10 protein-coding genes and 1 pseudogene are annotated in these 16,852 nt (G+C 41.1%); 9 read left to right on the forward strand and 2 right to left on the reverse strand.

The genetic code is table 11. The features are described 5' to 3' along the window. Window positions 1–442 precede the first annotated feature (442 nt). Both malQ and glgP read left to right on the forward strand, forming a co-directional pair. On the forward strand, window positions 443–1,960 hold the full coding sequence (malQ, locus tag SMI_RS00700) for a 4-alpha-glucanotransferase (protein ID WP_000747274.1): 1,518 nt from the start codon (window positions 443–445) through the stop codon (window positions 1,958–1,960). A gap of 25 nt (window positions 1,961–1,985) precedes the next feature. Continuing rightward, window positions 1,986–4,244 carry a glycogen/starch/alpha-glucan family phosphorylase gene (gene glgP, locus SMI_RS00705; RefSeq protein WP_000950133.1) on the forward strand — a complete coding sequence of 753 codons (2,259 nt, stop codon included), beginning with the start codon at window positions 1,986–1,988 and terminating at the stop codon, window positions 4,242–4,244. 677 nt (window positions 4,245–4,921) lie between these two features. Here glgP and SMI_RS00710 read toward each other — a convergent pair. Then, on the reverse strand, window positions 4,922–5,770 hold the full coding sequence (locus SMI_RS00710) for a putative RNA methyltransferase (RefSeq protein WP_001095525.1): 849 nt from the start codon (window positions 5,768–5,770) through the stop codon (window positions 4,922–4,924). Window positions 5,771–5,921: 151 nt separating this feature from the next. On the opposite strand from SMI_RS00710, the gene SMI_RS00715 reads away from it, so the two are divergent. Beyond that, window positions 5,922–6,200, forward strand: coding sequence for a DUF6110 family protein (locus tag SMI_RS00715; RefSeq protein ID WP_000910903.1), 279 nt, complete (start codon window positions 5,922–5,924; stop codon window positions 6,198–6,200). 1 nt (window position 6,201) lies between these two features. Further along, complete coding sequence (locus SMI_RS00720; protein ID WP_000008810.1) at window positions 6,202–8,262, forward strand: heavy metal translocating P-type ATPase; 2,061 nt, start codon at window positions 6,202–6,204, stop codon at window positions 8,260–8,262. Between the two features lie 76 nt (window positions 8,263–8,338). On the opposite strand, the gene tyrS is transcribed toward SMI_RS00720, so the two are convergent. After that, entirely contained in the window at window positions 8,339–9,595 is a 1,257-nt protein-coding gene (gene tyrS, locus SMI_RS00725; protein ID WP_000546885.1) for a tyrosine--tRNA ligase, read from the reverse strand. A gap of 209 nt (window positions 9,596–9,804) precedes the next feature. On the opposite strand from tyrS, the gene SMI_RS00730 reads away from it, so the two are divergent. The 5 genes and pseudogenes from SMI_RS00730 (at window position 9,805) to SMI_RS00750 (ending at window position 16,848) form a co-directional block, all read left to right on the forward strand. Next, a complete protein-coding gene (locus SMI_RS00730; protein WP_000163003.1) occupies window positions 9,805–10,971 on the forward strand; it encodes an IS30-like element ISSmi1 family transposase in 1,167 nt (388 codons plus the stop codon). A gap of 321 nt (window positions 10,972–11,292) precedes the next feature. Beyond that, window positions 11,293–13,755 (forward strand): annotated as a pseudogene (gene pbp1b / locus SMI_RS00735) (penicillin-binding protein PBP1B). 56 nt (window positions 13,756–13,811) lie between these two features. Then, window positions 13,812–14,723: a DMT family transporter gene (locus SMI_RS00740; protein WP_012972427.1), complete on the forward strand. Its 912-nt coding sequence runs from the start codon at window positions 13,812–13,814 to the stop codon at window positions 14,721–14,723. Between the two features lie 228 nt (window positions 14,724–14,951). Continuing rightward, on the forward strand, window positions 14,952–15,650 hold the full coding sequence (gene dapD / locus SMI_RS00745) for a 2,3,4,5-tetrahydropyridine-2,6-dicarboxylate N-acetyltransferase (protein ID WP_000127457.1): 699 nt from the start codon (window positions 14,952–14,954) through the stop codon (window positions 15,648–15,650). Between the two features lie 67 nt (window positions 15,651–15,717). Then, window positions 15,718–16,848, forward strand: a complete 1,131-nt coding sequence (locus SMI_RS00750; protein WP_000886120.1) for an N-acetyldiaminopimelate deacetylase — start codon at window positions 15,718–15,720, stop codon at window positions 16,846–16,848. Window positions 16,849–16,852 lie beyond the last annotated feature (4 nt).

Consider the following 16,852-nt stretch of genomic DNA (forward strand, 5'->3'; position numbering starts at 1 on the left):
AGGGAAACGCAAACGTTTTCCTTTATGGGACTAGTATAACACAATCAGAAAGCGGTTGCAAGTGTTTTTTGTAAAAATTTTTTAAAAAATTGTAAAAAAAGTAAACGCTTTATCGTTATATAATAGTAGAAAAGTCAAAAATAGTTTTTATTTTAAATTTTAAAAAAAGTTGAGAAAACGATTGCCTAATTTACAGATGGAAACTAAAGAGATTTGCTACTTTCTTTCCAGATCATAAGATAAGTGAAAACCTTATTCCTATTTTGTTTGTTTTCTGAAAGTATATATATACGGGTAAGAAGAAAAACTTTTTAAAAAATAATCAAAAAAGTTTTTTAAAACCGCTTGCATTTATCAAAAAAATGAGATATACTGATAGTAACGCAAACGTTTGCGTTCGTAAAAATGTAATATCTAACTATAAACACATGAGGTGCTTATTATGAAAAAACGTCAAAGTGGTGTGTTGATGCACATTTCTTCTCTTCCAGGGGCATACGGAATCGGATCATTTGGTAAAAGTGCTTACGACTTCGTTGATTTCTTGGTTCGCACAAAACAACGTTACTGGCAAATCCTTCCACTAGGAACAACTAGTTACGGAGACTCTCCTTACCAATCTTTCTCAGCCTTTGCAGGAAACACTCATTTTATCGATTTAGATATCTTGGTGGAACAAGGCTTGTTGCAAGCAAGTGACCTTGAAGGGGTTGACTTTGGTAGCGATGCGTCTGAAGTTGACTATGCGAAAATCTACTATGCACGTCGTCCTCTTCTAGAAAAAGCGGTAAAACGTTTCTTGGAAGTAGGAGATGTTAAAGATTTTGAGAAATTTGCTCAAGACAACCAATCATGGCTTGAACTCTTTGCAGAGTATATGGCTATCAAAGAGCATTTTGATAATCTTGCTTGGACTGAATGGCCAGATGCAGATGCTCGTGCTCGTAAAGCTTCAGCACTTGAAAGCTACCGTGAGCAATTGGCAGACAAGTTGGTTTACCACCGTGTGACTCAATACTTCTTCTTCCAACAATGGTTGAAATTGAAAGCTTACGCTAACGACAACCACATCGAAATCGTTGGAGACATGCCAATTTACGTAGCGGAAGATTCAAGCGATATGTGGGCAAATCCACATCTCTTCAAGACAGATGTCAATGGTAAGGCTACTTGCATCGCAGGATGCCCACCAGATGAATTTTCTGCCACTGGTCAGCTTTGGGGTAACCCAATCTATGACTGGGAAGCAATGGACAAAGATGGCTACAAATGGTGGATTGAGCGCTTGCGTGAAAGCTTCAAAATCTACGACATCGTTCGTATTGACCACTTCCGTGGCTTCGAATCTTACTGGGAAATCCCTGCTGGTTCTGATACAGCAGCACCTGGTGAGTGGGTGAAAGGTCCTGGTTACAAGCTTTTTGCAGCCGTTAAGGAAGAACTTGGTGAGCTAAACATCATCGCTGAAGACCTTGGCTTCATGACTGATGAAGTTATCGAATTGCGTGAACGTACTGGCTTCCCAGGAATGAAGATTCTTCAATTTGCCTTCAACCCAGAAGACGAAAGCATCGATAGCCCACACTTGGCACCTGCTAACTCAGTTATGTACACAGGAACACACGATAACAATACGGTCCTTGGTTGGTACCGTAACGAGATCGATGATGCGACTCGTGAGTACATGGCGCGCTACACGAACCGTAAAGAATACGAAACAGTGCCACATGCTATGCTTCGTACAGTCTTTTCATCAGTTAGTTTCATGGCAATTGCAACTATGCAAGATTTGCTAGAATTGGATGAGGCAGCTCGTATGAACTTCCCATCTACCCTTGGTGGAAACTGGTCTTGGCGTATGACTGAAGATCAATTGACACCAGCTGTCGAGGAAGGCTTGCTTGACTTGACAACAATTTATCGCCGAATCAATGAGAATTTGGTAGAATTAAAGAAATAATACAATATCAGGAGACACCTTAAACATGTTATCACTACAAGAATTTGTACAAAATCGTTACAATAAAACCATTGCAGAATGTAGCAATGAAGAGCTTTACCTTGCTCTTCTTAACTACAGCAAGCTTGCAAGTAGCAAAAAACCAGTTAACACTGGTAAGAAAAAAGTTTACTACATCTCAGCTGAGTTCTTGATTGGTAAACTCTTGTCAAACAACTTGATCAACCTTGGTCTTTACGACGATGTTAAAAAAGAACTTGCAGCTGCAGGTAAAGACTTGATTGAAGTTGAAGAAGTTGAATTGGAACCATCTCTTGGTAATGGTGGTTTGGGACGTTTGGCTGCCTGCTTTATCGATTCAATTGCTACTCTTGGTTTGAACGGTGACGGTGTTGGTCTTAACTACCACTTTGGTCTATTCCAACAAGTTCTTAAAAACAACCAACAAGAAACAATTCCAAATGCATGGTTGACAGAGCAAAACTGGTTGGTTCGCTCAAGTCGCAGCTACCAAGTACCATTTGCTCACTTCACATTGACATCAACTCTTTACGATATCGATGTACCTGGTTACAAGACAGAAACGAAGAACCGCTTGCGTTTGTTTGACTTGGATTCAGTTGATTCTTCAATCATTAAAGACGGTATCAACTTTGACAAGACAGATATCGCTCGCAACTTGACTCTTTTCCTTTACCCAGATGATAGTGACCGTCAAGGTGAATTGCTCCGTATCTTCCAACAATACTTCATGGTTTCAAACGGTGCGCAATTGATCATCGAAGAAGCAATCGAAAAAGGAAGCAACTTGCATGACCTTGCTGACTACGCAGTTGTCCAAATCAACGATACTCACCCATCAATGGTTATTCCTGAGTTGATCCGTCTTTTGACTGCTCGTGGTATCGAACTTGACGAAGCAATCTCAATCGTTCGTAGCATGACTGCCTACACTAACCACACAATCCTTGCTGAAGCCCTTGAAAAATGGCCTCTTGAATTCTTGCAAGAAGTGGTTCCTCACTTGGTACCAATTATCGAAGAATTGGACCGTCGCGTGAAAGCAGAAGTGAAAGATCCAGCTGTCCAAATCATCGATGAGAGCGGACGTGTTCACATGGCTCACATGGATATCCACTACGGATACAGTGTTAACGGGGTAGCAGCACTTCACACTGAAATCTTGAAGAACTCTGAGTTGAAAGCTTTCTACGACCTTTACCCAGAAAAATTCAACAACAAAACAAACGGTATCACTTTCCGTCGTTGGCTTATGCATGCTAACCCAAGCTTGTCTCACTACTTGGATGAGATTCTTGGAGAAGGTTGGCACCATGAAGCGGATGAGCTTGAAAAACTCTTGTCTTACGAAGACAAAGCAGCTGTCAAAGAAAAATTGGAAAGTATCAAGGCTCACAACAAACGTAAATTGGCTCGTCACTTGAAAGAACACCAAGGTGTGGAAATCAATCCAAACTCTATCTTTGACATCCAAATCAAACGTCTTCACGAGTACAAACGCCAACAAATGAACGCTTTGTACGTAATCCACAAATACCTTGACATCAAAGCTGGTAACATCCCTGCTCGCCCAATCACAATCTTCTTTGGTGGTAAAGCAGCTCCAGCCTACACAATCGCTCAAGACATCATCCACTTGATCCTTTGCATGTCAGAAGTTATTGCTAACGATCCAGCAGTAGCTCCACACTTGCAAGTAGTTATGGTTGAAAACTACAACGTTACTGCAGCAAGCTTCCTTATCCCAGCATGTGATATCTCAGAACAAATCTCACTTGCTTCTAAAGAAGCTTCAGGTACTGGTAACATGAAATTCATGTTGAACGGAGCTTTGACTCTTGGTACTATGGACGGTGCTAACGTAGAAATCGCTGAGTTGGTTGGCGACGAAAACATCTACATCTTCGGTGAAGATTCAGAAACTGTTATCGATCTTTACGCAAAAGCAGCTTACAAATCAAGCGAATTCTACGCTCGTAAAGCTATCAAGCCATTAGTTGACTTCATCGTTAGCGATGCAGTTCTTGCAGCTGGAAACAAAGAGCGCTTGGAACGTCTTTACAATGAATTGATCAACAAAGACTGGTTCATGACTCTTCTTGACTTGGAAGACTACATCAAAGTGAAAGAGCAAATGTTGGCTGACTACGAAGACCGTGACGCATGGTTGGATAAAGTTATCGTAAACATTGCTAAAGCAGGATTCTTCTCATCTGACCGTACAATCGCTCAGTATAACGAAGATATCTGGCACTTGAACTAAGATACAAGTTTATACTAATACATTTTGTAAAAAAGCGAGTTTCGATTGAAATTCGCTTTTTTTGAATGCTGTGGATTTGGGTCCATCTTATCTTAAAAAGATGGAAATCATAGATACAGTGAACGCATAACACTTTATTTCATCCTTATATTTCTTCGTAGTTGATTACCTCATATTTCTTGCATCCGTTTACATCAAGTATTATAATATAATTGTAGGAAAGAAGGTGTTTTTATGATATATACAAAATTGGTGTTGTTTATTACCTTTTTTGTAATAAGCTTGTTACCTGATAAGATTTTTGGAAAAAATAAAAAAATTTGGAAAATAGTTCTTGCAATATTGATGGCGGCGACAGCATTATCATTTATGTACTAAGTTATTTTAAGAATGTAGGGTTTATTTTGGATTTTATTTATCATTTTGACCTGCCTCTATATAGGTAACCACGATTTGTTTCCTCTCAATCATCAAGAACTCTCTCTTCGTGGTAGTTTCTGGGGTTCGGTACTGGCCTTATATCACTTACTGTTTATTGATAAGTTTGTTATCTCGAATCGAGAATAAAGATTAGAACTCAGAATTGGTAAATTTCCTAAATTTTTCGGATAGATAGTTTAAAAATTGAAATTTAAAACCGCAGATCTTCTTGAAATGCGGTTTTTTGTATATGCTGATTACAGTGCTTGTCCAATAAGAATCTCTGCCTCAATGGTAATCTCTGTCAAGTTGCTCCAGTCTATCTTGCTCTGGTCGACATGAAAGAGTAGGGGAGTCATGCTGAGTAGGGTTTGAAGCTGCTCTGCTGTGATAGATTTGGTCAGAGAGGCAGTTTGACTAGATAGGATGGTAAAGTGTTCTTGGAAATGATTTTTAATGTCTTGATTAGAATAGTCCTTGTTTGTCAGCTGGTCTTGTACCTTCTGGCGGATTTCTTTGAGGTGATTTTCAGTTGGAATGACCTTTATCAGGATACCATCTTTGGATAAAACGCGACGAAATTCTCCATAGTTGGCAGGTGAAAAGATATCTAGTAGGATATTCATGCTAGCGTCTTTTATAGGAAGACGAGCTAAGTCACCAACGAACCAATTGACTGCCCAGTTTGCTTCACTCTTGGCAGCGATTTGGATAGAATCTTTTGAAATATCAAAGGCATAGAAGGTTTTGTCAGGATGACTTTCTTGGAGTTTGCGAGAATAGAATCCTTCACCACAACCGATATCTAAAATTGTTTTGGCATTTTTTGAGCTAGCAAGTAAATCAGAGACGACCTCTAGAATAGCTTGATAAAATCCAGCTTCTAGGATTTGTTGACGGTTTTGAAAATTTTCCTTGTCGTAGTTGGCAGATTGCTTGATTTGAGGTGCTAGATTGACATAGCCAAATTTAGCCAAGTCAAAAGAATGGCGGTTGTTGCATTTGAGACTGCTCTCTACTAAGGTCAGATTTTCTTGACAGATAGGACAGGCAAAGGCAGTCGCAGAAGCAAAACGTTGAAGTTTGGGTTTGAGATTTGTATTCATAGTTTAAGTGTATCAAAAGAGGCAAATGAAAGCAACTTTAGGAATAAGTAGATGGGAGATTCAGTAGAAATAAAACTAATTCTCCAATTTATAGAATGAAATTGCTTTTATATCGAAATTGCTATATAATAATGATAAGGAGGAAATAAATATGTTAAAAGAAGTATTAAGCGTTGCAAAAGTTGCGAAAAAATCATCACTCTTTTTGGGTGGTGTCGCATTTGGTACCCTTGGTTTGAAAATCTTAGCAAGTAAGGAAGCTAAAAAAGGTTATTCTAAAGCTTTGGCTAAGGCTTACAAGTTAAAAGACGAGCTAGATGCATCTGTTTCTGTTGTGAAACAACATGGAGACGATGTTTTGCAAGATGCCAAATATTTGTACGAGCAAGAGAAAAAAGAAGAGCAATTAGATAGCCTTATAGGGGAATAATATGTCTTTTAAAGTGCTATATAGAGGATATCAACATATCCGACTATCATCTTCTTTTTCACTCACCTTGGATATTCAAGACTATCTTCGTTCCTTGGCGAGAGATGAAAAGGGGATTGAGTCTATCCAGTTTTACATGGATCAACAGCATTTTACTCTACGTATAAAAGAAGGCTTTTCTGTATTAGATAATGCAGAAGCCTTTTTAAAAAAAATCGATAAAGGGAAAGTTTCGGAGTTGATGACTCTTCCTGTTCGTAGAGAAGAAAGTGCCTATTCTATCGTTTCAGGTGCAGCGATTAAGCGTGTGCTTTTTCGTAGTCTTGTGCCGTCTCCTATTCGCTATATATGGACCTGTTATCAGGCTTTTGGATATGTTAAAGAAGCCTATCAAACACTAGCGCGTAAGGAACTAACGATGGAAGTCTTGGACTGTTCGGCTATTTTATTGTCTTTGTTTATGAACCAATCCAAGACTGCCAGCAACATCATGTTTATGCTTGCTTTGGGGAATCATTTAGACCAGTGGTCCTTGAAAAAAACTGCAACAGATTTAGAACAGAGCCTTCTTGCAAAAGAGAGTGATGTATTCTTAGTACAGGGCGATACGGTTGTTAGTATCAAGAGTTCCGATGTTCAAATAGGAGATGTCTTGGTCCTATCTCAAGGAAATGAAATTCTGTTTGATGGACAAGTAGTTTCAGGTTTAGGTATGGTCAACGAAAGTTCCTTGACAGGAGAGAGTTTTCCAGTTGAAAAAAGAGAGTCTGATTTGGTTTGTGCAAATACAGTATTAGAAACTGGAGAGTTACGCATTCGTGTAACCGATAATCAGATGAACAGCCGTATTTTACAGCTGATTGAGTTGATGAAGAAATCTGAAGAAAACAAGAAAACGAAACAACGCTATTTCATCAAGATGGCGGATAAGGTCGTCAAATATAATTTCTTGGGGGCTGGGCTGACTTACCTATTAACAGGTTCCTTTTCTAAGGCTATTTCTTTTCTATTGGTCGATTTCTCCTGCGCTTTGAAAATCTCTACTCCTGTAGCTTATTTGACAGCTATCAAGGAGGGGTTGAATCGTGAAATGGTGATTAAGGATGGGGATGTTCTGGAGAAATATCTGGAAGTCGATACCTTCTTATTTGATAAGACTGGGACAATTACAACTAGCTATCCTATAGTTGAAAAGGTGTTACCTTTTGGAGACTATAGTGAGGAAGAAATCTTAAGAATCAGCGCCTGTCTTGAGGAACACATCTATCATCCTATCGCTAATGCCATTGTCAAGCAAGCTGAGATAGAGGGAATTGAACATGAGGAAATGCATGGGAAACTCCAATATATCGCAAGTAAGGGGATCAAATCTCATATAGATGGGCAACCAGTTGTTATTGGAAATTATGTCTTGATACAGGATGAGCAGATTCATATCAGTTTAGAACAAAATGCTTTAATTGAAGAGTACAAGAGTCACTACAATCTCTTATTCTTGGCTTATCAGAATGAATTGATTGGAATGTTCTGCATTCATACTCCTTTGAGAAAAGAAGCAAAAGCGGCCTTGGAGAAACTTAAGGCACAAGGGAAAAAATTGATTCTGGCAACAGGGGACACCTTGGTTAGAACAGAGGAATTAGTCAAAGATTTGCCTTTTGATCAGGTCTATACAGACTTGAAACCTGATGGGAAATTTGAGTTAGTAGAGGAACTTCAGAAAGCAGGTCACACTATTTTGATGGTTGGAGATGGATTAAATGACTCAGCGGCTCTAACCCTATCAGATATCGGTGTGGTGATGAATGAGAGTGCAGATATTTCTAAGCAGATGAGCGATATCTTATTGTTAGATAATCGCTTGGATTTCTTCCAAGAGTTGGATTGGCTATCATCATCTTTGCAAACACTCATCAAGAAGAATATTCAAGATACCGTTGTCGTAAATAGTAGTTTGATTGGCTTTGGCTTGTTTAATTGGCTCAGTCCTTCAAATCTCTCTATCTTACATAATCTAACAACCTTACGCATAGTCCTGCGTAGCCTGTCTATTAAGGGATAGGTGGGGACTATTAACAGCAAAAAGGAGTTACCTTTCTCGAGGTTAACTCCTTTTTTATAGGTAAATGTTGAACAGTTTAATAAGTCAAAACAAAGTATTTTTTCTTTCCACGACGGATAACAGTCAGTTCGTTCTCTAACTTATCTGCGTCATTTAAGACATAGTCAAGGTCTTGGATGCGGTCGCCGTTGACGTAGATAGCTCCGTTTTGGACGTCTTCACGGGCTTGGCGTTTTGAGTTAACTACACCAGCTGACACGAGGAGTTCCACGATGTTGAGGTTTTCGTCTGCTTGTACTTGGTAGTTTGGTACACCACGAAGTCCTTGTTTGAGCTCTTTGACAGAAAGGTTTTTGATGTTTCCTGCAAAGAGTTGCTCAGTGATGTTGAGGGCTTCTTTGTAGGCTTCTTCTCCGTGAACAAGTGTAACGACTTCACGAGCCAATACTTTTTGAGCCAAGCGTTCGTGTGGAGCTGCTTCAAATTGTTTACGAATGTCTTCAATCTCATCAAGTGACAAGAAAGTAAAAATCTTCAAGAAGCGAACAGCGTCAGCATCCATAACGTTCATCCAGAATTGGTACATTTCGTATGGGGAAGTCTTTTCAGGATTGAGCCAGACGGCATTTCCTTCTGATTTACCAAATTTCTTACCAGTTGCATCTGTGATAAGCGGAACTGTGATAACGTGGCCTGTCTTGTCAGCCTTACGACGAAGCAATTCAGTACCAGCTGTCATATTTCCCCACTGGTCAGAACCACCGATTTGAAGAGTGACATTGTGGTCTTGGTTAAGAACGAAGAAGTCGTAACCTTGCATGATTTGGTAAGCGAACTCAGTGTATGAAATTCCTGTTTCAATCCGTTTTTTCACAGACTCCTTGCTCATCATGTAGTTGACAGTGAAGTATTTTCCGATATCACGGAGGAAGTCAATGAAGCTGATGCTGCCAAACCAGTCGTAGTTGTTGACCATGACAGCCTTGTTTTCCCCATTTTCAAAGTCAAGAAAACGAGAAAGTTGTCCTTGGATAGACTTGACCCAGCCATCTACTGTGTCTTTTGTTTGGAGACTACGTTCAGCATCTTTGAAGGACGGATCTCCGATGAGACCTGTAGCACCGCCAACGAGCGCATAAGGTTTGTGACCTGCTAGTTGCAAGCGACGACTTGTCAAGATTGCGACAAGGTGGCCTAGGTGAAGGCTGTCAGCAGTTGGATCGTAGCCAGTATAATAAGAAACTTGACCTTCTTCTAGGGCTTTACGCAAAGCTTCTTCATCAGTCGTTTGAAAAATCAAACCACGCTCTTTTAGCTCATCAAAAATGTGCATGTGTCTTTTCTCCTTTTTAAAATTATTGTTTCTACCTATTGTATCACAAACTTGGGCAATAGCCTAGTAGAATAGGGAAGAAAGTGGCTATTTTATTGAAAGCGTAACTTCTCAAAGTAACTTCCATCTCTCTCCCAAAACTGGAAGTTAGTCTCAGACGATGAATTATGCTAGAATTAAGTCTGAGACTTTTCGTGAGGAGGTACCTCATGACGAAAAAACAAAAACATCTCACTCTAGAAGACCGTATTGACATCCAAACTGGAATCAGCCAACAGGAGACTTTCCGTTCCATCGCTGAGAAGATGGGGAAAGACCCGTCAACGATTTCAAAGGAAATCAAGCGCAATCGCATCATGCATCCAACATCCGTCAAATCTGATTGCACGGATTGCCCTCTTCTCAAAAAAGCTCCTTATGTCTGTAACAACTGTCCAAAAAAGAGGACGGATTGTGGGTTTAACCGCTATCTTTACTACGCGAAAAAGGCACAGGAGCAGTACGAGACTATGTTGAGGGAATCCAGACAGGGCATTCCCCTAAACAAGGAAAGTTTTTATCAGATGGACAAGATCTTAACCCTAGGCATCCAGAAGAAACAAAGCATCTACCATATCATTCAGACACATAACCTACCTGTGTCGAAAGCTACGGTGTATCGGCATGCCAAGCTGGGCTATCTGACAGCCAAGCCCATTGATTTCCCTCGGATGGTCACGTTCAAGGAACGCAGAAAATCCAGAAAAGTAGCTATTCCCAAAGAGCTGAAAATTGGGCGGACCTATCAAGATTTCCAAGAGTTACGAGAAACTGATGATTTCTTCAAATGGTTGGAAATGGACACGGTCATCGGCAGACCTGGTGGAAAGCTACTGCTCACCTTCAACGTTTCCTTCTGTAATTTCCTCTTCGCCTTGCTTTTGGACAACAAGACTGCTCTGGAAGTCGCCACTAAATTCGCAGCTTTGAAAGAAAGAGTCATGGACGGAGGGTATGCGTTCCATCAGCTGTTCCCTGTCATTCTCACAGACAACGGATCTGAGTTCGCCTATGTGGAGGAGCTTGAGCGAGACATTGATGGGAAGTCTCACCTCTACTTCTGCGACCCTAGCCGTCCTGACCAGAAGGGGCGGATTGAGAAGAACCATACGGTTTTGCGAGCCATTCTTCCCAAGGGCACTTCCTTTGACCAACTGACTCAGAAAGACGTCAATCTAGTCATTTCCCATGTCAATTCCTTGAAACGAGAAGAGTTTCAAGGAAAATCTGCTTACGACGTCTTCACCTTCACCTTTGGCGAGGACATCGCTGCTCTTCTGGGTTGCCAATTTGTCAAACCAGAAGACACACACTTATCACCTGATTTATTGAAATAAAGGGAATTTTCCCCTCTAACTACACATCTTATCACCATCGAAAAGTCTCACACTAAACGCTAGCAACTGGAATTTACTCTAAGACGACTCTGTTTTAGGGCTATTTGTCGTGCACTTTTTTCTGAGTCTTTTCGCTTTTGAACCCTTATATATCAAGAAAAAGAAAACCAGTGGAAGTTAGTCTAAGACGGATTTCCACTGATTTCACGCATTTTTCTCATACTAAAAGCTAGGTTGTGGGAAACTGGAAGTTAGTTTTAGAAGTTACCATTTTATTGAAAGTTTACCTTTTATGGTATAATAGATAGAGTGAGGAAATCCATGCAAAATCAATTAAATGAATTAAAACGAAAAATGCTGGAATTTTTCCAGCGAGTAAAATCAAAAATAAATCATAAAAAATCAGAGAAAGTCTCAGAAGAGAAGAAGTCGGATGGGACAGGTGGGAGAATTCTGTCTATTCTAGGGAGCATTTTAGTTGCTATTAAGGGAATTTTGAATACTCTCTTTATTCTAGGCTTTATCGGTGGGCTTTTTGGTGCTGGTCTAGCTCTTGGTTATGGAGTTGCTTTGTTTGACAAGGCTAAGGTTCCCCAATCGGAGGAGTTGGTCAAGCAGGTTAAAAATATTTCTTCTATCTCAGAAATTGTTTATGCAGATGGGAGTGTCATTGCTTCTATCGAGAGTGATTTACTGAGAACTTCTGTCTCATCTGAGGAAATATCGGACAATCTCAAAAAGGCTATCGTTGCAACTGAGGACGAACATTTTTTTGAACATAATGGGGTTGTGCCAAAAGCTGTGATTCGGGCGACTTTGGGAACCTTTGCAGGTTTGGGCTCATCTAGCGGGGGCTCGACCTTGACCCAACAGTTAATCAAACAACAAGTGGTTGGAGATGCTCCGACTTTGGCTCGTAAGGCTACAGAAATTGTTGATGCCCTTGCCTTGGAACGCAGCATGAGTAAGGATGAAATCTTGACTACTTATCTCAATGTTGCTCCCTTTGGTCGAAATCATAAAGGACAGAATATTGCAGGTGCCCAGCAAGCTGCTGAAGGAATTTTCGGTATTGATGCCAACAAGTTGAGTATTCCTCAAGCAGCCTTCCTAGCAGGTTTGCCCCAGAGTCCGATTACTTATTCCCCTTATGAAAATACTGGAGAGTTAAAGAGTGATGAAGACTTAGAGCTTGGTTTGAAGCGGGCCAAGGATGTTCTCTACAACATGTACCGTACGGGTGCTCTGACTCAGGAAGAATACGATCAGTACAAGGATTATAATCTCAAACAAGATTTCTTGCCATCAGGAACTGTCAATGTTGTTTCGAGGGATTATCTCTACTTTACAGCTATGGCTGAAGCGACAGATCGCATGTATGATTACTTAGTTCGACAGGACAATGTTTCTAGTCAAGAGTTGAAAAACGAGTCGATTCAAAAGGCCTATCATGAGCGAGCGGAGCAGGAACTAAGTAACGGTGGCTATAAAATCACTACAACGATCAATAAAAAAATCCATAACGCCATGCAAAATGCAGTTGCTAACTACGGTCATTTGGTAGATGATGCGACTGGTCAGCCTGAAGTAGGGAATGTTTTGATGGACAATAAAACGGGGGCTGTTCTAGGCTTTGTTGGTGGTCGTAATTACCAGACTAACCAAAACAATCATGCCTTCGACACTAAGCGCTCGCCAGCCTCTACAACCAAGCCTTTGTTGGCCTACGGTATTGCCATTGACCAAGGTTTGATGGGTAGCGCTAGTATCTTGTCAAATTATCCGACAAAATTCTCTAATGGAAATCCTATCATGTATGTGAACAGTCCAGGTACAGGCATGATGACCTTGGGAGAAGCCTTGAACTATTCATGGAATATCCCAGCCTATTGGACCTATCGAATGCTACGTGAGAAGGGTGTAGATGTCAAGGGTTACATGGAGAAAATGGGTTACGAGATTCCGGAGTACGGTATCGAAAGTCTGCCTATGGGTGGTGGGATTGAAGTCACAGTCGCCTAGCATACCAATGGTTATCAAACAATTGCTAATAACGGTATCTACCATCAGAAACATGTGATTTCTAAGATTGAATCATCTGATGGTAGAGTAATCTATGAATTCCAAGATAAGCCAGTTCAAGTGTACTCGAAGGCAACGGCAACGATTATGCAGAGTTTGCTTCGTGAGGTGATTTCATCTCGGATCACTTCAAGTTTCCAAACGGATTTGGCTTCTATCAATTCAAGTTTAGCTCGTGCAGACTGGATTGGTAAGACTGGGACAACCAATGAAGATGAAAATATGTGGCTCATGCTGTCAACACCAAGATTGACTCTAGGTGGTTGGCTAGGGCATGATGACAACCGCCCAATGGCTAAGGGGGCTGGGCATTATCGAAATGCCAAATATATGGCCTACTTGGTCAATGCTATCCAACAGGCCGAGCCTGGTGTTTGGGGCAATGAACGCTTTAATCTTGATTCTAGTGTGACCCAATCTCAGGTCCTCAGATCTACAGGAGAGAAGCCAGGCAAAGTATCCGTTAATGGAAAAACAGTTGATCTTTCAGGTTCTACTGTAACGAGCTATTGGGCTAATAAAGCGGGAGCTCCTACAACAAGCTATCACTTTGCCATTGGAGGAAGTGAAGCAGATTACCAAAATGCTTGGTCAAGTATTATTGGTAGTTTCTCATCTACACCAAGTTCAAGTAGTAGCTCAAGTAGTAGTTCTAGCAGTACATCAAGTTCATCATCAACACAATCAAATAGTAGAAGATAGGAAAGTGGTATTGATTGCCACTTTTTTCTTTTTTCCTTTCGTGTTACAATAAAGGTATGAATCAGTATCAGAAAAAGATTGTTAAAGGAACCATTTATTCACTCCTATCCGGCTTAATCTGGGGAATTTGTGGGATTCTAGGAGAGTATTTCTTTACTCATTATCAAGTGTCCTCTGGCTGGATTACCTCTATGCGTTTGACACTAGCAGGGAGTCTTGTACTCATTTGGTCTGCGATGCAATTAAAATCGCAAGTGCTAGATATTTGGCGAGATAAGAAAAATTACCTGCCCTTTTTAGCCTATGCTGTTTTGGGGATTTTTTCAGTTCAGTATTTTTTCTATCTCTGTGTAGAATACTCAAATGCAGCGACAGCGACTATTTTACAGTTTATCAGCCCTGTCTTTATTCTCTTTTACAATCGTTTGGTTTATCAAAAACGAGCGTCAAAAAGCGCTATTTTTTATGTTTTGGTTGCCATGTTGGGTGTTTGCTTGATGGCGACAAAGGGAGATCTCTCTCAGTTATCCATGACACCACTAGCGCTTGTGACAGGTCTGCTGAGTGCCATGGGGGTCATGTTTAATGTTATCTTGCCTCAGCCTTTTGCGAAGCGCTATGGTTTTGTACCCACGGTTGGGTGGGGTATGATTTTAGCAGGTTTATTTAGCAATGTTCTCTCACCAGTTTATCAGCTTTCCTTTACTCTTGATATTTGGAGTATCTTGATTTGTCTCATTATCGCTTTCTTTGGGACGGCTTTTGCCTTTTTCATTTCCATGAAGGCTGTGTCCTTGGTTTTTCCCTTGGTGGTTTCCGTTATTAGTGCCAGTGAGCCTCTTTTTTTTGCCCTTTTGAGTGTTTTATTTTTAGGCTTGGTAGTGGATTGGTCCCTTCTTCTAGCTATGGCCTTGATTATTTTGCCCATGATTTTCCTATCGGTAGAAGAAGCGAAAGAAAGTAAATAAAAAGTCTTTTCTTAATTCTAAAAGTGTGCTATACTAGAATAGTCAATAAAACACGGGGAGATAGTTGTGAAGAGTGTTTTTAGGTTGTATCGGTAGAGGCTTGCTTTTACCGACAGCACGTTTTATCTCACATCCCTAAAAATCATACCTAAAAACAAACAAAAAGGCTTCAAATTTGAGGCCTTTTTTGGTAGAATAGGTATCATTAAAATGAACTAGGAGGCGCTTATGACTGCTACAAAAATGAACGCACAAGAAATTATCCAATTTATCGCCAATGCTGAAAAGAAAACCAGTGTTAAAGTAACCTTTGAGGGACAACTCGCAACTGCTGTACCTGGATCTGTTGTCAAACTAGGGAATGTCCTATTCGGAGATTGGAAGGACGTGGCTCCGCTTCTTGATGGTTTGGTAGAAAATCAAGACTATGTTGTTGAGCAAGATGCTCGTAATTCTGCGGTTCCGTTGCTAGACAAACGTGAGATCAACGCTCGTATCGAGCCAGGTGCTATTATCCGTGACCAAGTTGAAATTGGAGACAATGCTGTTATCATGATGGGGGCTGTTATCAATATCGGTGCTGAAATTGGTGCAGGAACTATGATTGACATGGGTGCTATCCTTGGTGGCCGTGCCATCGTTGGGAAAAACAGTCACGTTGGTGCAGGTGCGGTTCTTGCAGGTGTGATTGAGCCAGCTAGCGCAGAACCAGTCCGTGTTGGAGACAATGTTCTCATTGGTGCCAACGCAGTGGTTATCGAAGGAGTTCAAATCGGTAGTGGTTCAGTTGTTGCGGCAGGAGCCATTGTTACCCAAGATGTCCCAGAAAACGTGGTGGTGGCAGGTGTTCCAGCTCGTATCATCAAAGAGATTGATGCCCAAACCCAACAAAAAACAGCGCTAGAGGATGCGCTTCGTACCTTATAATTGTAAAAGTAATAAAGAGGCGGAACCCTTCTTCCAGCCTCTTTCTGCTATATCGGAGGATAGATAGATGTTAGATTTGATTCAGACTAGACGAGATTTGCACCAGATTCCAGAGATTGGCTTGGAGGAGTTCAAGACTCAGGCTTATCTGTTGGATGTGATTGAGAAATTGACTGTAGGCAAGGATTTTGTCCAAGTTCGAACTTGGCGTACAGGGATTTTGGTTTATTTGCAGGGAAGTCAGCCAGAGCGTACCATTGGTTGGCGAACAGACATTGATGGCCTGCCTATCGTCGAACAAACAGGCCTTCCTTTCGTTTCTCAGCACCAAGGTCGTATGCATGCTTGTGGCCATGATTTCCACATGACTATTGCTTTGGGCTGTCTTGAGCGAGCCCTTGAGGAGCAACCTAAAAATAATTTGCTCTTTCTGTTTCAACCTGCTGAAGAAAATGAAGCTGGTGGCATGCTCATGTATGAGGATGGCGCTTTTGGAGACTGGTTGCCAGACCAATTTTATGGCCTTCATGTTCGACCAGATTTGAAGGTTGGTCAGATTGCGACCAATACTCATACACTCTTTGCAGGGACTTGTGAGGTGAAGATTCGTTTCAAAGGTAAAGGTGGCCACGCAGCCTTTCCGCATGAAGCCAATGACGCCTTGGTGGCGGCTAGTTACTTTGTGACCCAGGTGCAGTCAGTTGTCAGCCGCAATGTTAACCCAATCGAGGGAGCGGTGGTGACCTTTGGAGTTTTCCAAGCTGGAACCACCAACAATGTCATCACAGACACAGCCTTTTTACATGGAACTATTCGGGCCTTGACTCAAGATATGAGTCTCTTGGTGCAAAAAAGAGTTAAAACAGTTGCAGAAGGGGTTGCGGCCGCCTTTGGTATGGAAGTCGAAGTGGAACTCAAACAAGGTGGTTATCTGCCTGTTGAGAACGATCCAGCCTTGGCGCGTGAACTGATGGACTTCTTTGAAGAAAAAGACGGAATCGAGTTGATTGATATCGAACCTGCTATGACAGGTGAGGACTTTGGTTATCTCCTTTCAAAAGTTGATGGGGTTATGTTCTGGCTAGGTATTGATAGTCCCTACGCCCTTCATCACCCTCAGATGAGTCCTAAGGAAGAAGCATTAGCTATTGGGGTGGATGCGGTCTCTAGTTTCCTGAAAAAGAAGGCAGCAGAGTAGAGGG

The sequence above is a fragment of the Streptococcus mitis B6 genome (genome assembly GCF_000027165.1).
Lineage (GTDB): Bacteria > Bacillota > Bacilli > Lactobacillales > Streptococcaceae > Streptococcus > Streptococcus mitis_AR.